19 protein-coding genes are annotated in these 20,959 nt (G+C 40.7%); 9 read left to right on the forward strand and 10 right to left on the reverse strand.

The window, feature by feature from the left end; translation table 11 throughout:
• The first annotated feature begins 544 nt into the window (after window positions 1-544).
• Window positions 545-1,462 (forward strand): ROK family protein, encoded by a 918-nt coding sequence (locus tag VRUMOI_RS14735; RefSeq protein ID WP_197712977.1) that lies wholly within the window; start codon window positions 545-547, stop codon window positions 1,460-1,462.
• 110 nt (window positions 1,463-1,572) lie between these two features.
• Here the strand turns inward: VRUMOI_RS14735 and VRUMOI_RS14740 are convergent, their stop codons facing one another.
• Window positions 1,573-2,793, reverse strand: a complete 1,221-nt coding sequence (locus VRUMOI_RS14740) for an ammonium transporter (protein ID WP_089138886.1) — start codon at window positions 2,791-2,793, stop codon at window positions 1,573-1,575.
• Window positions 2,794-3,047: 254 nt separating this feature from the next.
• Window positions 3,048-4,511, reverse strand: coding sequence for a H(+)/Cl(-) exchange transporter ClcA (gene clcA, locus VRUMOI_RS14745; RefSeq protein ID WP_089138878.1), 1,464 nt, complete (start codon window positions 4,509-4,511; stop codon window positions 3,048-3,050).
• Between the two features lie 669 nt (window positions 4,512-5,180).
• Here clcA and VRUMOI_RS14750 point away from each other — a divergent pair.
• Both VRUMOI_RS14750 and VRUMOI_RS14755 read left to right on the forward strand, forming a co-directional pair.
• Window positions 5,181-6,182, forward strand: coding sequence for a CobW family GTP-binding protein (locus VRUMOI_RS14750; protein WP_089138877.1), 1,002 nt, complete (start codon window positions 5,181-5,183; stop codon window positions 6,180-6,182).
• A 17-nt stretch (window positions 6,183-6,199) separates the two neighbouring features.
• A complete protein-coding gene (locus tag VRUMOI_RS14755) occupies window positions 6,200-6,580 on the forward strand; it encodes a nitrous oxide-stimulated promoter family protein (protein WP_269459995.1) in 381 nt (126 codons plus the stop codon).
• Here VRUMOI_RS14755 and ylqF read toward each other — a convergent pair.
• Window positions 6,577-7,521 carry a ribosome biogenesis GTPase YlqF gene (gene ylqF, locus VRUMOI_RS14760; protein WP_089138876.1) on the reverse strand — a complete coding sequence of 315 codons (945 nt, stop codon included), beginning with the start codon at window positions 7,519-7,521 and terminating at the stop codon, window positions 6,577-6,579. The two genes, VRUMOI_RS14755 and ylqF, sit on opposite strands and share 4 nt — an antisense overlap.
• 196 nt (window positions 7,522-7,717) lie before the next feature.
• A complete protein-coding gene (locus tag VRUMOI_RS14765; protein WP_089138875.1) occupies window positions 7,718-8,431 on the reverse strand; it encodes a UTRA domain-containing protein in 714 nt (237 codons plus the stop codon).
• Window positions 8,432-8,637: 206 nt separating this feature from the next.
• Here VRUMOI_RS14765 and VRUMOI_RS14770 point away from each other — a divergent pair, with 206 nt between their 5' ends.
• Genes VRUMOI_RS14770 through VRUMOI_RS14795 form a run of 6 tightly spaced genes read left to right on the forward strand, consistent with a single transcriptional unit; the run spans window position 8,638 to window position 13,914 of the window.
• Complete coding sequence (locus tag VRUMOI_RS14770) at window positions 8,638-9,720, forward strand: ABC transporter substrate-binding protein (protein WP_089138874.1); 1,083 nt, start codon at window positions 8,638-8,640, stop codon at window positions 9,718-9,720.
• An 11-nt stretch (window positions 9,721-9,731) separates the two neighbouring features.
• Entirely contained in the window at window positions 9,732-10,538 is an 807-nt protein-coding gene (locus VRUMOI_RS14775; RefSeq protein ID WP_089138873.1) for an alkaline phosphatase family protein, read from the forward strand.
• Entirely contained in the window at window positions 10,535-11,443 is a 909-nt protein-coding gene (locus tag VRUMOI_RS14780) for an ABC transporter permease (protein WP_089138872.1), read from the forward strand. Before VRUMOI_RS14775 ends, VRUMOI_RS14780 begins: the two co-directional genes overlap by 4 nt.
• A 2-nt stretch (window positions 11,444-11,445) precedes the next feature.
• Window positions 11,446-12,234 (forward strand): ABC transporter permease, encoded by a 789-nt coding sequence (locus VRUMOI_RS14785; RefSeq protein WP_089138871.1) that lies wholly within the window; start codon window positions 11,446-11,448, stop codon window positions 12,232-12,234.
• The gene (locus VRUMOI_RS14790) at window positions 12,231-13,250 is read left to right on the forward strand and encodes an ABC transporter ATP-binding protein (RefSeq protein ID WP_089138870.1); all 1,020 of its coding nucleotides are present in this window, start codon (window positions 12,231-12,233) and stop codon (window positions 13,248-13,250) included. Before VRUMOI_RS14785 ends, VRUMOI_RS14790 begins: the two co-directional genes overlap by 4 nt.
• A 1-nt stretch (window position 13,251) precedes the next feature.
• Window positions 13,252-13,914 (forward strand): HAD family hydrolase, encoded by a 663-nt coding sequence (locus tag VRUMOI_RS14795; RefSeq protein WP_089138869.1) that lies wholly within the window; start codon window positions 13,252-13,254, stop codon window positions 13,912-13,914.
• Between the two features lie 257 nt (window positions 13,915-14,171).
• Here VRUMOI_RS14795 and VRUMOI_RS14800 read toward each other — a convergent pair whose 3' ends face one another.
• From VRUMOI_RS14800 to VRUMOI_RS14825, 6 genes are all read right to left on the reverse strand, one after another.
• Window positions 14,172-14,603, reverse strand: a complete 432-nt coding sequence (locus tag VRUMOI_RS14800) for a universal stress protein (protein WP_089138868.1) — start codon at window positions 14,601-14,603, stop codon at window positions 14,172-14,174.
• A gap of 90 nt (window positions 14,604-14,693) precedes the next feature.
• Window positions 14,694-15,644, reverse strand: a complete 951-nt coding sequence (tal, locus tag VRUMOI_RS14805; RefSeq protein WP_089138867.1) for a transaldolase — start codon at window positions 15,642-15,644, stop codon at window positions 14,694-14,696.
• Window positions 15,645-15,995: 351 nt separating this feature from the next.
• Entirely contained in the window at window positions 15,996-16,544 is a 549-nt protein-coding gene (gene speG / locus VRUMOI_RS14810; RefSeq protein ID WP_089138866.1) for a spermidine N1-acetyltransferase, read from the reverse strand.
• A 234-nt stretch (window positions 16,545-16,778) separates the two neighbouring features.
• Entirely contained in the window at window positions 16,779-18,668 is a 1,890-nt protein-coding gene (locus VRUMOI_RS14815) for a PTS fructose transporter subunit EIIC (protein WP_089138865.1), read from the reverse strand.
• A gap of 220 nt (window positions 18,669-18,888) precedes the next feature.
• Window positions 18,889-19,404: a GNAT family N-acetyltransferase gene (locus VRUMOI_RS14820; RefSeq protein WP_089138864.1), complete on the reverse strand. Its 516-nt coding sequence runs from the start codon at window positions 19,402-19,404 to the stop codon at window positions 18,889-18,891.
• A gap of 73 nt (window positions 19,405-19,477) precedes the next feature.
• Window positions 19,478-20,809, reverse strand: a complete 1,332-nt coding sequence (locus VRUMOI_RS14825; protein ID WP_394610032.1) for an alpha/beta fold hydrolase — start codon at window positions 20,807-20,809, stop codon at window positions 19,478-19,480.
• Window positions 20,810-20,959 lie beyond the last annotated feature (150 nt).

The following is a 20,959-nucleotide window of genomic DNA, read 5'->3' on the forward strand; positions in this document are numbered from 1 at the left end:
GGCACCAACTATAAAGTTATTTTTGTCCATACAAGCGATCCACAACTTCGATAAAGGAAATTTGGACCATAATTTTGCTAGCGAGTTATTGAAAACTATAAAGTTATCAAAAATCTGCCTACACAATACTGCTGTAAGAATAGTTTATCAATCCATTGGTGTGAAACTTTTGTAAATTAACGGTGTCAGTGATTGGCTTGATGAATGAGGGGGCTCGGCTGCGTGATGATTCTATTATATGTTATTTTTTAAATTGTGATAAAGGTAACCAATTACTTAAATATCAAAGTCTTATTTTCTATTTTGAGCGCTGACTAATTTGATAAATAATGAACATTGATTAAAGTGATATGCTTTACAATGCTAATTTATTGGAATGTTGCTGTTTTGTATTAAAAATTAAAATTAATTATTGTGATCTAGATCTCTATTTTTAGTGCCCTCTATCGCATAAAAAAAATTTTTTGGTTGCTATTTAGTTGTTAGTAAAAGAATGGCGTGTCTCTAGAACGAGGCCATTATGGTTCATAAGGAAAATGAAATGCTGAGTTTAGGTTTGGATATTGGTGGAACAAAAATTGAAGCGGTTGTGTTATCAGAAGATGGGCAAACTATTTATCAGCAGCGCATACCGACGCCAACCAGTAGTTACTCTGAATTCTTATCAACAGTCACCGGTTTGATTCAAAGTATCCAACAAACATTACAACAGCCTATGACCATTGGTATCGGCCTACCTGGTGCGATAAGCCCTGATAGCCAAACCATAAAAAACTGTAATTGCTTAATCTTGAATGGCCAGCATTTGGATAAAGATATTGCTGACATAGTTAAACAGCCGGTATTTATCGCAAATGATGCCGATTGTTTTACATTATCGGAAGCGCAAGATGGCGCAGGCGCTGGGCATGCCACCGTCTTTGGCGTCATTATTGGTACGGGGTGTGGCGGTGGTGTTGTCGTCAATGGTCAACTACTTTCTGGGCCCAATGCGATCGCCGGAGAGTGGGGTCATAATACCTTGCCACAATATCATCGAGATAATGATGGACTCGCACAGCAATGCTACTGCGGAAAAATTAACTGTATAGAACGCTTTATTTCAGGATCAGGTTTTTCTGAACGCTATAATCAGCAGCATGGCACAGACTACAACTCTGCAGAAATCATGGATTTAAAACGTGCTGGCAATACGAATGCTGAGCAACATTATTTATCGTTTATTGATATGTGTGCCCGTAGTTTGGCATCGGTCATAAATGTACTTGATCCACATGTAATTGTGCTTGGTGGCGGTTTGTCGAATGTAGATGAAATTTACCAAGATATAAACGATGCAATTGGAGCTTATGTTTTTTCAGACGTGTGTAACACTAAGATTGTGAAAGCGAAGTACGGTGATTCAAGCGGCGTGAGAGGGCATGTTGGTTGCCTAGAATGCATCAAGCTAATACCTAATTAACATTCTATGCAATTGCTAAATAAAATAGCCACTCACTTTTCCTGACTGAACCGGATCGTTAAAGCGAGTGGCTATTTTTTAGAATCAACCCTAGTTGAAGTTAATCAATATTAATCTTCATTGGTTGCGCTGATTTTATGGATAGATAAATCGGCACCGCTATATTCGTCTTCTTGGCTTAAACGTAAGCCTGATACTTTGTGAATCGTGTCATAGACCAGAATTGAACCTAATACAGCAATGGCAATACCTAGTAACGTACCGAGAACCTGAACGGTTAAACTCACACCACCCATTCCGCCTAGTGCGGTTTGTCCAAAGATACCGGCAGCAATACCGCCCCATGCTCCACACACGCCATGCAGCGGCCAAACACCTAATACGTCATCGATTTTGGTTTTGTTTTGCATGAAGGTAAATAGCCATACAAAAATTGCAGCAGCCACAACACCCGTTGCTAATGCGCCGATGGGATGCATTAAATCTGAACCAGCACAAACCGCGACTAAGCCCGCCAGTGGACCATTATGAATAAAGCCTGGGTCATTTTTACCCATCACCATTGCTGCTAATATTCCGCCAGCCATTGCCATTAAAGAGTTAATCGCTACTAAACCACTGATACCATTAATAGTTTGTGCCGACATAACATTAAAGCCGAACCAACCAACACATAATATCCATGCGCCTAGTGCAAGAAATGGGATATTAGATGGTGCAAAGTTAGTATGTTTGCCCGCGCGGATCCGTCCGTTACGCATGCCAAGGAATATTACGGCGACTAGTGCAATCCAGCCCCCGACACCGTGGACAACTACTGAGCCTGCAAAATCGTGAAACCCTGTACCAAAGGTGGTTTCAAACCATGCTTGTAGACCAAAATTACCATTCCATATCATGCCTTCAAATAATGGATACACTAAGCCAACGATAAAGAATGTACCGATCAACACAGGGTAGAAACGAGCTCGCTCCGCGATACCGCCAGAGACAATGGCCGGAATTGCTGCTGCAAAGGTCAATAAGAAAAAGAATTTAACCAGTTCGTAGCCATTACCCGCTGAGAGGGTCGGGGCATCAACGAAAAAAGAATGGCCGTAAGCAACCCAGTAACCAAAAAAGAAATAAGCAATGGTAGATACACCGAAGTCGGAAAGTATTTTCACTAACGCGTTAACTTGGTTCTTATGCCTTACGGTACCCACTTCAAGGAAGGCAAACCCTGCATGCATAAGAAAGACCATAATAGCGCCGAGTAATAAAAATAACGTATCAGAGCTCTGGGTTAATGCTTGTACTACGCCATATACTTGAGTGGTGGACTCATCCATGTTCATGTATCTCCTAAAAATGAACGTATTATTCTATGCACAATAATTAAGCACTCGGTTTTATGAGCACTATTTTGATGCAGAAGCTTTGTATTAAGCAATTTTTATGCCATGGGGTTTTGTGTGGTTATTTGGATGGGATAACGCTTTTACTGGCTATTTAGAGGAGGAGAGATAAAAATAAATGCACCAATTTTGATCTTATGAGCAAAATTGGTGCATTGTGGTTACAGGTAAAAATTTATAGTGGTGCATTATTTCCGATTTATTTCAGTTTCTGTTTCGCTAATCGTTTCTGCTTTATCTTCTTCTGGGCTCTTTTCGTCATGCTTTGGTAGATCAACTTGTTGTAGCTTGGCTTTTTTCAGAGTTCTATGTAGTAACTGTGTATAGATAGGTTGACCACCAAGCAATTGAGCCATAATAGTCGCGCCTAATGTAGTTATAATTAATGGTAAAATAAGGTGATAATTATTGGTCATTTCGATGACGAGCAGGATACCTGTTATTGGTGCTCGAACGGTTGCTGCAAATAATGCACCCATGCCCGCAATTGCAAACATTCCAGGGTCGATATTCAGTGTCGGATCAATTTGCAGAGCGAGTTGACCATAAAAAGTACCGAATAAAGTACCAAGCGCCAGCATTGGAGCAAAAATGCCACCAGGGGCTCCTGAACCAAAACATATCAGTGTTGTTGCTACACGAGCGAAGAATAGGATCAATAACAAACTAATGCTGTAGTCACCGTTGGTTGCTCCTGGGATTAATTGAATCCCACCACCAGTTAATTCTGGAAGATAAAGTAGTAATAAGCCAAAGCAACCACCAATAATGGTACCAGTGATTAGATATCTTTTTTGGTCATTACGATGGATTAGGACAAATATATCTTGTGACCACGTTACTAGCCGATTAAAGGTCACACCAAAAATACCAAAAATTAAACCAAGAACGAGAAACAGCCATAAGGTGTTTAGATCTGGCGCTATATATTGCGGCATCGTGATAACCGCATCTTGTCCACTAATCGAGCGAAATACAATCGTAGCAACAACCGATGAGATAATCACCGCTTTAATTGACAATAGGTTATAGCGAAAGTGAGGGCGCATTTCTTCAACCACAAACATGATGCCAGCGAGAGGGGCATTAAATGCAGCGGCTAGACCGCCTGCAGCACCACATGCGAGTAAAGAGTGTCTGCCATCCGGATCTTTTAAGCGAAATATGTCAGAAACCATACGACCAATATTACCGCCCATTTGTACGGTTGGCCCTTCACGACCGAGCACCATACCTGAACCTAAAGCACCGAGGCCACCGAAGAATTTAACTGGCAGAACACGCCACCAGCGAACGGGACGAATATCATCCATTGCTCCTTCAATCTCAGGAATACCTGAGCCAGCTGCTTCTGGTGCAAAACGACTAACAAGGTAATAACCAATAAAAGCTAATGTAGCACTTACAATAATCGCTGATAGCCATAGCGGTAGTAGTGAGTTCATTTCTTGCTTCAACCAATCTGTTCGTGATTCAGAAACCCAACTAACACCAATTTCAAATAGAGAACCCACTAAACCTGCTAACAGGCCCACAACGACGGAAAGTAATAATATCGACATCGGTGTTTTATCTCTAGACAAGATAACACCAACAAACTTTTTAGATTTGTATTGTGAAAGAGAGCTTTTAAGCGATTTTGAATTGGCCATTTGGTTAGATTTTTCCACCATTGATGAGACAAGGTTAAGATTCGATTTTTTTAGATGTTGAGTATTATCTGAAAATTACATTTCAGCATCATTATAAGATGCAATCAAAGTATTACACCAAATTGTTACGAAAAGTTATTTTACTTAGATCATTAAAACAGTACATAGCTGAAAATAAAACAGTGTTTGATAACTTACGAAAATATTGCTCGTTTGAGAGCGCATCTACTTGGTGATGAAACTTGTCATTTAGTATTTTTGTGCCATCCTTTTTATTAGGTAGAAGAAAGTGAAATTTCATACGGAGGAATGAACTTCTACCCACGTAACCGGTTACTGAAAAGGTTATGTATTGAAGTATTAACACTACAATGTGGACGTAAAACGAGACATAAATTGAAATCCTCGACTATGATCATAGCTTAAAATGATAGCTAAATGATTCGCATACTCACGATTGAGTCTCGAGGGGAAAAGCGCACTCAAATGGGTGCGCTTTTTGCGTTTGGTGTTTTACTTGAAAATATCTATATTAAAAGGCTTAGATGAGAGTGCTGATATCCCCCTTGAAGATTCTGGGAGATTAATATGCCCATGGATACTGCATCTTAAAGTCAGTTGAGTATAATGTGGTAATCAACAATACCAAGCGGTTCAATGGAGTATGACATGACACAAAGAGTGCCCACCAATATCATTACTGGCTTTCTGGGAGCAGGAAAAACCACCACGATTTTGCATTTACTGAAAAATAAGCCAAAGAATGAAAATTGGGCAGTTTTAGTGAATGAGTTTGGGGAAGTTGGTATTGATGGCGCATTGATGACTGATCAGGGGGCTATGATCAAAGAAATTCCAGGTGGTTGTATGTGTTGTACTGCTGGCGTTCCGATGTCTGTTGGCATTAATGCATTACTTCGTACTAACCCTGATCGCTTGTTAATCGAACCGACAGGCCTTGGGCATCCGAAAGAAGTGATTGCCAAACTATTATCTGACCAATTTATGCCTTATGTGGATCTCAAAGCCACAATAGCATTAGTTGACCCAAGGCATTTGTCTCTTGAGAAATACACTGAAAACCAAAACTTCAATGACCAACTCGATTCTGCGCAAATTATAATGGCTAATAAAGTTGATCAGGTGTCTGAAAGTGATTTAGCGCAATTGGTCATTTGGTTTGAATCGTTTAAACAGAAACATGAAGCTAACTCTCAGCAACTTCATCTCATTACGGCCACTCAAGGCGAGCTTGATCTTTCTCTGCTAGATATAGAAAGAATAGAAAGTTATCAAGGTGAAGCCACACATGGGCACCATCACCATCATGCCGATATGGATCCTCAATTTGGTTTACAGCCTGGTGAAAAATTTGTTCGTAAAGAAAATAAAGGGCAGGGATATTACAGTTGCGGCTGGTTATTTGGCGCAGAGTTTACGTTTAATTTTGATCAACTTTTCTCAATGTTGTCAGCACTAACCGCAGAGCGTGTTAAAGCGGTAATGAATACTGACCAAGGCTGTTACGCCTTCAATGTGTCCAATAGTGTCGTGTCTGTGAATCAAATCAGCTTGGATGGCTTCGAGTCTCGCATTGAAGTGATTGATAGCCAATTGATGCCATGGCAACAACTAGAAGATGTGTTGTTATCCGTCGCTGAAGAAAAATAAGCAGATAGGTTGTTCTTGTGCAAGATGATATTTTACAAGGTGCGCTACGTACTGAAATGAAAACAGTGACGGCAATGGTCGATATTTATTGCCGAGCTCATCATCATGTTGAGGGAGAATTATGTCAGCAATGCCGCGATTTGGTTGACTATGCTCGAATGCGTCTCGATCGTTGCCCATATGGTGAAAGTAAACCGACTTGTAATAAGTGTCCCATTCATTGTTATAAGCCCGAACAAAAAGAGCAAATGCGTTTAGTGATGCGTTACTCTGGCCCAAGAATGTTATTGCCACATCCGCTTTTGGCGATTCGTCATTTATATAAAGAAAGAAAAAAGGCGGTAGGTAAACCTGCCGCCAATTTATCCAATCGCTCTAAAAGACTCAGTGAAGATTAACGCTTGTTACGTAAATAGCGCTTACGGCGTTCTTCTTTTTTCTTAATCTGCATTTCTTTTTTACGCTCAGCTTCAATTTCAACTTGAATCAGCTCTTCTGTGATCATTTCTGGCAGCTCAAGAGTGATTTTGCCCAGTGTACCATTGCGAAGTTCATGTAGCAGAATTTCAGAGGCTTTATGTAGATCAATACGACCGCCAGCGCGAAGGGCACCACGTTTACGTCCAATTTCTTCCATTAATTCAATTTCTGTTTCAGGAAGTTCTTCGATGTTATAACGTTCTTTCAATAGTTCTGGGTATTGCTTAGCCAAATACTCAACAGTATAGAAAGCCACTTCATCGTATTCCATCGCAGTATCTTTTACCGCTCCTGTTGCTGCTAGACGAAAACCGCTGTGTGGATTTTCGACTTTAGGCCAAAGGATCCCCGGAGTATCTGATAGCACAATACCATTTTGCAAGTTAATGCGTTGTTGGCGGCGCGTAACCGCAGGTTGGTTACCGGTTTGGGCGATCATGCGACCTGCTAGGGTATTGATAATCGTCGATTTTCCAACATTTGGAATCCCCATGATCATAGTACGAATATCTTTGCCAATCGCCTCACGGTGCGGAGCCAACTTACGGCACAACTCCATGATTTTAAAAACTTCTTGAGGGTTTTCAGTTGTGATCGCCATCGCTTTCACGCCTTGCTCTTTTTCAAAGTGATCGATCCACATTTGAGTCAGTTCAGGATCAGACAAATCGCGTTTATTTAGTACCTTAACGCAAGGCTTATCACCACGCAGTTGCGAAATAAGCGGGTTTTCACTGGAAAATGGAATACGCGCATCTAAGACTTCAATAATGACATCAATTTTAGGAATGACTTCTTCGATCTCTTTACGGGCTTTATGCATATGACCCGGAAACCATTGGATTGCGTTGTTAACCATTTGAATTTATTAACCTTGTGTTTAAATTTTGTGCATTAGGCTCTTTTGGGACACTTATGTTTGATTAAGCATAAAAGTGAAGCCACCAAAAGTGAGAGTAAATAACGAAATACATTTTAATGGCGCAGATTATAGCAGGTATGGATATGGGAGAGAAATTAACTGAAGTTTAATGTAAAACTCATAGGGTTATTACCTAATCAATCCTTATCCGTACCGCATCTGGTCGCCAATATTCAAACTCACAATCGATTAACTCACCATCTTGCTTACAATTGGTTCGTTGAATTTTGAGTACGGGTTGGCCTTCGGCTAGATTCAATGCTTGTGCCACATGGTATGGAGCCGCGGTAGGGAGCACTTCAAATTTAGATTTAGAAGTCTGATAGCCGTACTTGTTTTGATATAATAGCGTTAACGATGAAGTAAGACATTCTTCTAAAATCCCTTCAAATAACTTTTCTCTTAAGACGTTTTCAACAAACAAAACAGCGCGTCCATCGATGAAACGCAACCGTTCAATAATAAGAACGGGTTCTGGTTGCTTTAAGGCTAACGCTTGTAAGTAATTATCGTTGGAAAGCTCCTCACGAACCTTTATCAAGTTAGTTTGCGCAGTTCGATTTTGGTCATTCACCATTTGATGAAAGTGACAACGAGAGAGTGGGTTATAGGTTATTCGCTCTGGTGAAACGTACCAACCACGGCGTTTTTCTCGGTAAATCACTCCTTCAGTTTCGAGTGCTACCAATGCATCTTTTATCGTAATTCGAGTAGTGTCAAACAGGGCACTTAACGCTCTTTCAGATGGGATTTTTTGTCCTTGTTGTAACTGCCCAGAGTGAATCTTATTTTTTAGTTCAGACTTGATTTTGCTGAGCTGCGTAGTAAATAGGGAGGCATTGTTCACTTGTCTTGTTGACCTAGTCCATCAGTAATTCCGATTAAATGTAATCAATAAAGGTAACAAAAATATGACAACGATCGATTGAACAATTTGAAATATTTCCGTCATATAAAGTCATTAAAAGTGTCAAGAAATTGGCACAGAGTCGTCATTTTTCATCCATAGCATAAATGCTGAATTTACTGACCTAGTCCAGAAGGATGGAAAACATGAAAACCTTAACAAGTCGTTCAATTCAATTTCCGATAAAGCATGTTGTGGCTGCATTGATAGCGGTAGGTGTCTCTTCATCAGTATTTGCAAATGAAAGCGATATCGATTCCTTAGTGACGGCAGCGAAGAAAGAAGGCGCGGTATATAGCGTTGGAATGCCAGATAGTTGGGCAAACTGGAAAGACACTTGGCAAGATTTGAACGAGAAGTATGGTTTAAAACACCAAGATACGGATATGAGTTCTGCACAGGAAATCGCTAAGTTTGACGCAGAAAAGAAAGATGCTAGTGCCGATATTGGTGATGTCGGTTTTGCTTTTGCTCGCGTCGCAGTGAAAAAAGGCGTAACTCAACCTTATAAGCCAACCACTTGGGATGAGATTCCTGATTGGGCAAAAGATAAAGATGGTCATTGGGCACTTGCTTATACCGGTACAATTTCTTTTATCTCAAATAATAATCTTGTGAAAAATCCACCGAAAACGTGGGCAGACCTATTGAAAGGTGACTATAAAGTAACGGTAGGTGATGTTGGTGTTGCAGCACAAGCTAACAATGCGGTATTGGCGGCGGCATTTGCGAATGGTGGTGATGAAGCAAACTTAAAACCGGCATTGAAGTTCTTTGGTGAACTGGCGAAACAAGGTCGTTTATCCTTTACTGACCCAAGTATTGCCAACCTTGAAAAAGGGGAAGTTGAAGTGGCGATTTTATGGGATTTCAATGCCTTAAATTATCGTGACAAAATCGACAGAGAGCGCTTTACCGTTAATATTCCTCAAGATGGTTCTATCATCTCTGGTTACACCACCTTAATCAATAAATATGCGAAGCATCCAAATGCGGCCAAACTTGCTCGTGAATATATTTTTAGCGATCAAGGGCAAATCAACTTAGCAGAAGGCTATGCACGTCCAATCCGTAGCAACATTACCTTGCCTAAATCGGTACAAGATAAGCTGTTACCTAATGAGCAATATGCAAATGTTCATCCAGTGACTGACTTTTCTGCATGGGAAAAATCTGCTCGTAAATTGCCACGTCAATGGCAAGAAAACGTTTTGATTAATCAAAAGTAGGCCTGAAGAATATGAGCAATAAGGTAATCCTTGTTGTTTTAGATGGACTGAATAACCAAGTAGCCCGTGATTGTATGGGCTATTTAAATGGTCTATTAGAACAACAACGGGCCGCATTTTATACTGTGCAAAGTGAGCTGCCTTCCATATCTCGCCCGTTATATGAATGTATTTTAACTGGGGTTCGTCCGGTTGATAGTGGCATTGTCAACAATCAAATTGTGCGACGTTCATACCATGAGTCGATATTTAGCTTGGCAACCTCGCAAGGAAAAACCACCGCGGCGGCTGCCTATCATTGGGTGAGCGAGTTGTATAACCGTGCGCCTTATGAGGCCGTCCGTGATCGATTTACTCACGATAAGAATCTCAATATTCAGCATGGCTGTTTTTATCATTGGGATGAGTACCCAGACGAAGCTTTGTTCTTGGATGCTGAATATTTACGACAAACGCATCAACCTGATTTTTTGTTGATCCATCCAATGAATATTGACGATACCGGTCATAAGTTTGGTTTAGATTCTCGTCAATATCGAAACTCTGCGCGTCATGCCGATATTATTTTATCGCACTATATCGATACCTGGTTACAAGATGGTTATCAACTAATCATCACCAGTGATCACGGTATGAATAATGACCTATCCCATGGCGGTATTTTGCCAGAAGAAAGAGAAGTGCCATTTATCGTGATTGGTGATGGGTTTTCTCATCAAGATTGTAAGATTAAACAAACTGATATTTGTGGCAACGTATGTCAGTTATTGGGTCTTCAACACCAAAAAGATGTGACTCAAGGATTATTAGCCGTATGAATTCTCCTTTTTTATGTTCCGCTACTGTGACGCAACCAAAGGCGAAAAAGCAGCCTGTTTGCCTTTGGTTCAATAAAGTTAAACCTGCTGCTTGGCTGTTACCTTTTGCCGTGGTGTTTTACTTATTTCAACTTGCCCCTATGTTGTGGGTGTTGGTCAATAGCTTTATTTATGATGAAGCCTTTGGCTTTGATAATTATCTAGAAGTGCTGGATTCTGCGTTTATGATGCAAGCGTTTGGCAATAGTTTATGGTTGTCGATTTGGTCGAGTTTCATTGGGCTGGCGATTGCCGCTTTATTGGTGTCATCATTAAGGAAAGTGGGTGGAAGATTGCGTGATGCGGTGATTGCTTTTACCAATATGAGCAGTAATTTTGCTGGCGTCCCTTTGTCATTTGCTTTCATTATTATTTTAGGCACTAATGGCGCGGTGACCTTGTTGCTCAAACAATACGGCCTGCTGGGAGATTTTGACCTGTATGGACAATGGGGTCTACTAGCGATTTATATCTACTTTCAAATCCCACTCGCGGTGTTGTTGCTTTACCCTGCATTTGACGCTTTAAACGATGATTGGCAATCGGCCGCTTCTTTGCTTGGCGCCAATACCTTTCAATATTGGTGTCGTGTGGCACTTCCGGTGTTATCTCCGGCATTGCTCGGCACCTTTATTATTTTAGTGGCCAATGCGATGGGCGCTTATGCCAGTGTCTACGCATTAACCTCCGGTAACTACAACCTGATTACGATTCGCATTGCGAGTTTAGTTTCTGGTGACCTCTTCCTAGAGCCTAATTTAGCGGCTTCAATTTCCGTTATTTTAATGGGCATTTTAGCCTTCATTACAGTGATCAATCAGTGGCTTATTTCAAAAAGTTATTCAGCAAAAAAGGGAACTAAATAGTCATGCAAGATCTGAATACTCGATACCATAAAACAGTCGTGTTTAGCATCGTTACCGTCATGATGATTCCTATTTTAGCGACGCTATTGTATTCCATTTCATCACGTTGGGGGGCAACCATTTTACCGGATGGTTTGACCTTAGATTGGTATGTACAGTTACTGACTGATCCTCGATTTGTTCAAGCTTTTGGACGTTCATTATTTATTTGTATCACAGCACTTTTGTTGAGTGTGATATTGATTTTACCGGCTATTTTTGTGGTGTTTTATTACTTTCCTAAGTTGGATAAGTTAATGAATATTATAATTTTGTTGCCATTTTCGGTACCGCCAGTCGTTTCCTCGGTCGGTTTGTTGCAATTATATGCGGACAGCGATTGGTCGTTAGTGGGAACGCCGTGGATTTTGATCGGAACCTATTTCACTATCGCGGTACCATTTATGTATCGTGCCATTGCCAATAGTTTTGAATCGATCAATTTACACGATTTGATGGATACCGCGCACTTGCTAGGCGCGAGTACCATCAAAGCATTTTTATTGATCATCTTACCGAACTTGAAGAAAGGCATAATGGCGGCGTTGTTTTTATCTTTTTCGTTCTTATTAGGTGAGTTTGTTTTTGCCAATATCTTGGTGGGAACGCGTTATGAGACGTTGCAAATTTATCTCTTCAACATGCGACAAACTAGCGGTCACTTTACTTCTGCACTGGTTATCACTTATTTCATCTTTATCTTTGTATTGACTTGGTTGGCAAGTCGTTTCAGCCGAGGAGCAACAGCATGAGTTATGTTACTGCAAAACAATTAACCAAGTCATTTGGTGATAATACCGTATTTGAGAATGTGGATTTTACCATTGAACAAGGCGAGTTAGTTACGCTTTTAGGACCAAGTGGTTGTGGTAAATCAACCTTGTTACGTAGCCTTGCAGGCTTGAATCCGGTCGACCAAGGTGAGATTTGGGTTAATGGTGAAAATATTACTCATCAATCACCACAAGAGCGCGGCATTGGCATGGTGTTTCAGTCGTATGCTTTGTTTCCTAATATGACTGTTGAAGACAACATTGCGTTTGGGCTGAAAATGAAAAAAGTGGCTTCCGGTGAGGTGGCTAAGCTGGTAAGCCAAGTGATTGAGTTAGTGGAGTTAAAAGGCAAAGAGAAACAGCATCCGCATCAATTGTCAGGTGGACAGCGTCAGCGTGTGGCATTAGCGCGAGCTTTGGTCGTTAAGCCGAGAATTTTATTGTTGGATGAGCCATTATCAGCATTGGATGCCAAAATCCGTAAGCATTTACGTCAACAAATCCGCGACATTCAAAAAGAGATGAATCTGACTACGATTTTTGTCACTCACGATCAAGAAGAGGCGATGATCATGTCTGACCGCATTTTCTTGATGAACAAAGGTGAGATAGTGCAAGCAGGCTCTCCAGAAGCGATCTATACCCAACCTACCAATGAGTTTGTGGCTGGATTTATGGGGCACTATAACTTAATCGATGGAAACACAGCAAAAGCATTATTTGGGTTAGAGACACCACATAAAGTTGCGATTCGACCTGAGTCTATTTATGTAAAAGAGGAGGGACGTCAGTATGCTCAACATATTTCCTCACCAAGAAAAGGAGTGATTAAGAGTCACCAATTGCTAGGGAATATCATTCGTTACCAAGTGGCAGTAGAGAGGTGTGAATTGACCGTTGATTTATTAAATCGCTCATCTGAACGTTTGATGCCTGAGGGCAGTTCACTTGAACTGTTATTTAATTTAAATGAAATTCAACCTGTGAGTGCTTAAAATGACAAAACCTTTATATGTTTTTGATATGGATGAAACCTTAATTGATGCCGATTGTGCAATGTTGTGGAATGCTTTTTTAGTGCGTAAAGGTATCATCACTGACGCGGATTTTCTTGAGCAAGATAAGCACTTAATGAGTCTGTATGCACAAGGGAAAATGGACATGAAGGATTATCTAGAGTTTTCGATTGCCCCTTTAACGAACTTACAGGTTGAAGAGGTTAATCAGCTGGTAGAAGAATGTGTCGTGGAAGAGGTCTTAGCTAAACAGTTTGCTCAATCGAAGGCGTTGATTGAAAAGCTTAAACAGCAACAAGTACAGATGGTGATTATTTCCGCTAGCGCGTCGTTTTTAGTTAGTGTAGTTGGGCGTCACCTTGGTATTACTCATGCTTTAGGTATTGATTTGATGACTAAACAAGGTTGTTATACCCCAGAGATTTCAGGTATTCCTAGTTATCGTGAAGGCAAAGTGGTGAGGTTGAAAGAGTGGATTGAAAGCCAGGCAGGATGTTTTTCTGAAATTCACTTTTATACAGATTCAATCAATGATTTACCCTTGTGTGAGTTTGCTGACTTTGCGTATTTAGTAAATCCGTGCCCAGCTTTAAAAGCCCATTCTAATCAAGAAGATTGGCAAGTGTTGGAATGGCGTGTGTGATAGTCCGTAGTGAGCGCCTTGTTCGGGACTTTTTATCAATCAATGACATTAACGCAAAATCAACAGTGGTAAGTGACTACCCACGATAGAAATAATGACTGCAGTACTAAAAGAAGCATAGGGTCTAAACTGGCAACAATAGCAAAGGTGATGGCTTCGGGAATTAAGGCTAGTGCAGTAAAATACCAGCGTTATACAATAAGGAATAAAAAGGAACGTAGAGCTTGTCGGTTTATTTGGATTAAGATATTTGAATGTTAATCAAAACAATGAATTTGTAAAATATCGCAATACAGATCGGCGAATAAATCTTTTTCAATACCACCAAAAAAGTGGGTGAGTTTGTTCTTATGTCCAACGATTACAAGCTTCGCTTCTACTTCTCGAATTAAATCCTCTAAATGTTTAATCACTTCTCCCGCAGCAAAGTGGATGTTTTTGACTGGGTAAGGACTAGATTGACTTAGTTCATGCAATTTCTGAATCAATTCCAGTTCAGCGCCGGAATGAAAATTAAACAACCCTTCATCACGGTATAAATAGTGAGTATTGAATATGCCTTTCTCGACATAAGCAAGATGCAATTCGGCTTGGTTTTGCTCGGCAATGATTGCAGCCTTACTGATGAGTTGTTTCGCATGTAAATCGTTTGGGTTAATCGCGACTAAAATAGTGGGGTAGATTGACATATACGCGCTCCAATAACCAAGTGGATAAAAGAAAATGGCCAGTAAAAACCGGCCATGTTTATTATATTATTTGCTTTGATTGAGCGGTGATTAAAGTTTCGCTCGAATCATGTCTTCTAGTTTGCCTTGGTCGACGGCAAAAGCACGGATACCTTCGGCCAGTTTTTCAACCGCCATAGGATCTTGGTTGTGCTCCCACAAGAACTCTGCGTGCGTCATTTTCTCTGGTTGAGCTTGAATGCTTTGCGCCGGTTTCAGTTTTTGAACGACTTCACCTTGGCTATCTTCCAGCTCTTGTAATAACTGAGGGCTGATGGTTAAGCGATCACAGCCCGCTAACTCTAAGATCTCACCAGTATTACGGAAGCTCGCGCCCATTACCACGGTTTCGTAACCATGTTGTTTGTAGTAGTTATAAATGCTTGTTACTGATTTAACCCCAGGATCTTCACTTGCTTCAAAGTCTCGGCCTTCTTTCGCTTTGTGCCAGTCCATAATACGGCCAACGAAAGGTGAGATTAGATATACGCCAGCTTCTGCACAGGCACGAGCTTGAGCGAAAGAAAATAGCAGTGTTAAGTTACAGTTAATGCCTTCGCTTTCTAGAATTTCTGCAGCGCGAATGCCTTCCCATGTTGAAGCGAGTTTGATCAATATGCGGTCGTTAGTAATGCCTGCGTCATTGTACATTTTGATCAATTGGCGAGCCTTTTTCACACTGCCATCGGTATCGTAAGAAAGGCGAGCATCAACTTCGGTTGAAATACGACCAGGAATGACCTTCAAAATCTCTTGACCAATGGTTACCGCTAGCATGTCACAAGTATCTTGTACTTGCTGATTTGTATCGGAACTTTGCGCTTTGGCGTAAGCGATAGATTGATCGATTAGACGTGCATAATCTTCAATTTGAGCCGCTTTCAAAATTAATGATGGGTTAGTGGTTGCATCTTGTGGTTGATATTTTGCGATGGCATCAATGTCGCCTGTATCAGCAACAACGGTAGTGAGTGAGCGAAGTTGTTCTAATTTACTACTCATGTATAACCCTATCTAATAATTGAAATGAAATAATGTGAGAAAAATAACCAGCCTGAGTAACAATTAAGGTGGCAAGCTCAAGTCTGTAAGGCTTGGTTAGGTATTCATATTCGAAATATAAGGGGGCTAAGTCAAATCAGTCTGTTCAAAAAGATGCGTAGATCTCACTTTATTTTTGTTAATCGCTTGCGCAAACGTTGGCTGATTTAATGCCTAAGGGAAAGTATCAAGAATAGGGTAAGAGTGTTGGTGTGATTGTGTGTCGGCAATAAGTGAAAACTGCGCTAAAAAAGAAGATAATTTTTTCTTAATTTAGCGCAGATTGACTCTTAATATTAAAGCTCGATCGTATTATTCAGTCGCATTAATCGCACTAGGTTCGTTTTGCAGATTAATGTAGTCACGTTGCAACATGTACATACGAATCGCATTGCGATACTGGCCATTCATAAAGAATTCTTCAATTAATAAGCCTTCACGTTTGAAACCAAAACTTTCATATAAGTAGACAGCTTTTTCGTTCTCATCCGAGACTTGTAGATATAATTTATTAATATTCAATATCTTGAAAGCATAGTTAACGGCGCGATCGATGATTTCACGTGCGTATCCTTTTCCCTGAAAGTGGGGCGCAATGATGATTTGAAACTCGGCAGTGCGATGGATGTAGTTAATTTCAACTAGCTCAACCAAACCAACATGTTCACGATCGCCATTTTCAGCAATAAAGCGTCGTTCATTCAAGTCGTGGATATGTTTGATATACAGACTTTCTAATTCCATGAATGATTCATAAGGCTCTTCAAACCAATAAGACATCACACTACGGTTATTGTTAAGGCTATGAATAAATCTAAGGTCGTCTTTTTCTAAGGCGCGAATGCGGATAGTGTCCGGCATAATTAACTCTTTAATATTCAATGATAAGAATGGAACCCAATAAGTGGGCTGATTCGAGTATAGAGGATTCAAGTGGCTTTGGAGAATGAAAAATATCGTAGGAATTGATAAGAATTTTTGCTTGATAGGTGACGGTGTCACTAGGTTTTTCAGCGTAAATATTCATAATGTAACAAAATCGCCGATACGATTGATGCATCGGCGTTGAGTTGTTATTTATTGAAATATAATGAATTATGCTGTCACAGGTTCTGTTTTTGCATTCTGTATATTTGATTTAAGTAAATTGATTGGATCATTCATTGCGTGCTTAGTATGAGTGTCAACTATGCGCATCCCTGTAAATCGTTGTGGGTCTTTGATAGCGACGTCATGAGCAAAGATAACAAACTCAGCATTGGCAATATCTTTCGGCGTAATTCGGTTAACAATACCATTCGCGCCTTGGGTTTCGACCTTTATTTTTACGCCCATTTTTGCCGCTGCTTTTTCTAAGCTTTTTGCTGCAAGGAAAGTATGAGCGACACCTGAAGGACATGCGGTAATCGCCAGTACTTGCGCAACGCCTTCTTCTGAAATTGATTCGATAGGGGATGAATCTTCTTCTTGCGTATCATCTTCAGTGACTGGTTTTTTAAGTAGATTGACAATTAAGGCGGTTGTTACTGCGCCAGCGATAGTACCAATCACATAACCAATTTTTCCGTCAACAACCGGTAACACAATCCAGCCACCCCAAGGTGCATGGTTAATAACGTTAAACATAAAGCCGACGATATTACCGACCATGCCGCCAACGACAATCGCTGGAATCACTCGAATTGGATCGGCGGCTGCAAATGGGATCGCACCTTCTGTAATACCGATCATACCCATGATTGCCGCAGCTTTACCTGCTTCACGTTCATCTTTTTTATAACGCTTAGGCGATAAGAATGTTGCTAAAGCCATGCCTAGTGGTGGAACGCAAATGGCAATCCCTACACCGCCCATTAACCAAGGTTGAGTATCTACTTGAGTTTGAGCAAATAGGGTCGCCACTTTGTTGATTGGACCGCCCATATCAAACGCTGTCATGCCGCCTAAAATTGCCCCTAGCATAACTTTACCGCTGCCAGCCATACTTGCTAACCAATGGTTCATCGCTGACATCATACCGGCGATAGGTTCACCAATGACCCACATAACAATACTACATGTGATTAATGTGCCAATAAGCGGATAAATGAAGATCGAACCAAGAGAAGCCATGCTGTCTGGAAACTTGATTCGTTTTAACTGCTGAACAACGAAACCGGCTAAAAAACCTACGACAATGGCACCAAGGAAACCAGTGTTATAATGCTGAACGGCGATCCAAGATCCAATCATACCGGGTGCGAGCCCTGGTTTGTCGGCAATAGAGTACGCAATATAACCACCAAGCACCGCTGTAAATAAGGTCAGCCCGGCAATCCCCATCGTTGCAATGTCTTTTAATACACCGGTTTCAGGAACGGCACCTTTACCTGAGATCATCACAGAAAGTGACAGTAATACACCGCCTGCAACAATGAATGGGATCATGTGGGAAGTACCAAATAGCAAATGCTGTTTAAGGCGAGACATGGTTTGCTTCCATTGAGACGTTGGTTTTTGTTCGGCTAAGGCGGGTTGCTCTATAGTCTGTTGTGCGACTTTGTCAGATCCGGTTAATAGCCTCACGATTTCTTGTTCAGTTTTGGCGTTGCGTAGTGAATCTAGAAAGCCCTCTTCAATTATTTTACTGGAAATTTGTGCAAGCACTTCAATATGGTGATTGTCACCACTATCCGGTGAAGCCAACATAAAGAATATATTCGATAACTCTCCATCATCAGCACCGTAATCAATACCGGTTCGGTGAATACCGATAACCACTGCAGGCTTAATTACGGTAGTACTTTTAGCATGAGGAATCGCAATGCCATCTTCAAAGCCTGTTGAGCCTAGGTTTTCTCTTGCCCAAACGTCTTTAAGGTAGTCTTCTTTATTCGTGATGCATTGGTTTTTTTCTAAAATGTTGGCCATTTCAGAGAGGAGATCTTCTTTATTGGTAGACTTTAAATCTAGGCAGACCAGATTTTCATTGATTAGAGAGTGCATAATATTTCTCGCTTATTTATTGTTATGCGAGAACATTAACACCTATAAAAAGTGTGTGATATTGTAAAATAAATGCATTTACTGGACGATTGTAACCACTCGATTAAAGTGTGAATAAGCGCATGTTTTATCAATATATGGAGACGAAAGGGGGAAATAGGTGGTGAATACCGCTGCAACCGCATCACGATAATTCACCATCTTTTAATGGTTGTGTTTATTAAGAAAGCATTTTATAGAAAAATGTGGTGCCATCTAACTCACCAGTGGCGCTTAAAGCAAAATCGGGAATATAACCTGCTTCGGTATAGTTCATACGTTTGTATAATTCAGAAGCAATATCGCCAACACGGGTGTCGAGAATTAACAATCGACGACCCGCGACTAAAGCTTCTTCTTCTAAATGAGAAAGCAGAGCTTTGCTTATCCCTTTACCTCGGTGGCGAGTGTGTACCATTAATTTTTCAATTTCAGCGCGATGTTTGGCGTTGGACTTACTTGCAAGGGATAATTGCACACATCCAACCAATTGCTCACCTTCAAACGTGACGATTAATAGCCGGGAGGTGGGTTTTGTTTCGAGAGCCATTTGCACGTCTTGCCAATATTTTTGCGCTGTTTGATATTCAACCGGAGGCAAGAAACCAATAGAGGCACCACTTGCAACACAATCTTGCAATAGCGAAACCAAATCAGCCATATGAGGAGTAAGATCCGTTAATACTTTGGTTTTCATCGTTATTTCCTTATAACAAAATGCATGTATAACATACGTAGCCGATGGTATTTCAATCAATGGTATCAAATCATCATTTGCTTGGCAGTTGGTCAAGTTGGTTTAGCATGTCATCGAGTCGGTTAAATATTTTTTCACCATCGACACCAATGCCATTGTGTTCATATTCATTAGTCATCCATGCACGAGTATTGGGTATATTAGCTAATGTTTCGCGTGAATAATCAAACTCAACATACATATCTTCAACATAAACCGCACAAGCAATGGGAACCGTATTGTTTTTTAGCTTTTCAACATCATAAAGTGCAGACCAGTTCTGCTTTTCTGCGATTTTGTCTGCGGCAAACTTCAGCGACTTCAAACATTCCATTTGTTCAAACATCCATGGATAAACCATTTCACCGGTAAATAAGAAAGGCTTACCGGTTTGATAGTTGAATTCAGGGTACGATTGACGTACACGATGTGCTGACCAAGCCGATTCGCTCTGCCCGAATTGGTTTTGAGCAAAAGGTTGGCAATAGATCGACTCATGCAAAATGGCATAGATAGGATTGGTCTGATAAGCCTGTTCAGCCAGCATGGCATTCAAAAATGCATAACTTAAGCTCTCTTTTCCATCTACGCTGACAAAAGCACTTTCAAGTAAGTAATACATTGGAAGGGCAGCATGACCACGACCCAGATTAATTCCGATCATTTGAAATTGTTCTACGGTAAATAGCTGTCCATTGGGTAAATAGACTTCGTGATTGAGCAAGTAGTCTGCAATGCGTTGACACAAAATTTGCGCTTGTGGGAACTGACGGAAGAAGGTGTCATTTTTTTGTTTTACTCGTTGATAGGTCGCTTGGTAAGCCTCATCAGCATGACGAGTTAAAGAAGGAACACCACCCGTGATATATGACTTCAATAAGCTATTTGGATAAAGAGATAGGTAGGTTAATGAACAAAAACCACCAAAGCTTTGCCCGAGAATCGCCCATTTTTTCACATTGAAATGTGTACGTATGGCTTCAGCATCTTTGACAATGCTGTCTGCTCTGAAATGGCAGAGATAGTCTACCTGTTCATCACTACTCATACCTTCAAGTGTTTGGTGAGTAATCGGTGAGCTTAATCCAGTACCACGCTGGTCGAGTAATAATACGCGATATTGTTGTAGTGCCGCTTTTAACCAGCCCGATTGTCCATCCGCTCTCGGTGAAGGAAACCCCGGACCACCTTGAAAGTAAACCAACCAAGGTAAATCTTGCGCTTGTTTCTCTAGGCAGACTAATTCGCGAGCATAGATGGTAATCGTCTGACTTTGCTCATCATCATGGTTGAGTGGCACTTGAAATTGATGAGGTTGATAAACGATTCCATTATCAACAAATGATGAAGCAAGCTCATGAGAAATGGGCACTAGAATTCTCCTTAATTCAACAAATAATGTTTTATTGATTGAGCTTATCATCAAGCATCAAATGAGTTAATTGAAAGCTGTTGGAAAAGTAAAATATTACATCTTGGCTAAGACAGAAGGCCTTTTTTCGGGTTAATATCGGCG

Origin of the sequence: Vibrio rumoiensis, from assembly GCF_002218045.2 — a bacterium.
Classification (GTDB): Bacteria; Pseudomonadota; Gammaproteobacteria; order Enterobacterales; family Vibrionaceae; genus Vibrio; species Vibrio rumoiensis.

Excerpts from the sequence above, each read along its gene's own strand:
- VRUMOI_RS14740 (WP_089138886.1), bottom strand. The coding sequence starts at position 2,793 with ATGGATGAGTCCACCACTCAAGTATATGGCGTAGTACAAGCATTAACC.
- clcA (WP_089138878.1), bottom strand. The coding sequence starts at position 4,511 with ATGGCCAATTCAAAATCGCTTAAAAGCTCTCTTTCACAATACAAATCT.
- VRUMOI_RS14750 (WP_089138877.1), top strand. The coding sequence starts at position 5,181 with ATGACACAAAGAGTGCCCACCAATATCATTACTGGCTTTCTGGGAGCA.
- ylqF (WP_089138876.1), bottom strand. The coding sequence starts at position 7,521 with ATGGTTAACAACGCAATCCAATGGTTTCCGGGTCATATGCATAAAGCC.
- VRUMOI_RS14770 (WP_089138874.1), top strand. The coding sequence starts at position 8,638 with ATGAAAACCTTAACAAGTCGTTCAATTCAATTTCCGATAAAGCATGTT.
- VRUMOI_RS14775 (WP_089138873.1), top strand. The coding sequence starts at position 9,732 with ATGAGCAATAAGGTAATCCTTGTTGTTTTAGATGGACTGAATAACCAA.
- VRUMOI_RS14780 (WP_089138872.1), top strand. The coding sequence starts at position 10,535 with ATGAATTCTCCTTTTTTATGTTCCGCTACTGTGACGCAACCAAAGGCG.
- VRUMOI_RS14785 (WP_089138871.1), top strand. The coding sequence starts at position 11,446 with ATGCAAGATCTGAATACTCGATACCATAAAACAGTCGTGTTTAGCATC.
- VRUMOI_RS14790 (WP_089138870.1), top strand. The coding sequence starts at position 12,231 with ATGAGTTATGTTACTGCAAAACAATTAACCAAGTCATTTGGTGATAAT.
- VRUMOI_RS14795 (WP_089138869.1), top strand. The coding sequence starts at position 13,252 with ATGACAAAACCTTTATATGTTTTTGATATGGATGAAACCTTAATTGAT.
- VRUMOI_RS14800 (WP_089138868.1), bottom strand. The coding sequence starts at position 14,603 with ATGTCAATCTACCCCACTATTTTAGTCGCGATTAACCCAAACGATTTA.
- tal (WP_089138867.1), bottom strand. The coding sequence starts at position 15,644 with ATGAGTAGTAAATTAGAACAACTTCGCTCACTCACTACCGTTGTTGCT.
- speG (WP_089138866.1), bottom strand. The coding sequence starts at position 16,544 with ATGCCGGACACTATCCGCATTCGCGCCTTAGAAAAAGACGACCTTAGA.
- VRUMOI_RS14815 (WP_089138865.1), bottom strand. The coding sequence starts at position 18,668 with ATGCACTCTCTAATCAATGAAAATCTGGTCTGCCTAGATTTAAAGTCT.
- VRUMOI_RS14820 (WP_089138864.1), bottom strand. The coding sequence starts at position 19,404 with ATGAAAACCAAAGTATTAACGGATCTTACTCCTCATATGGCTGATTTG.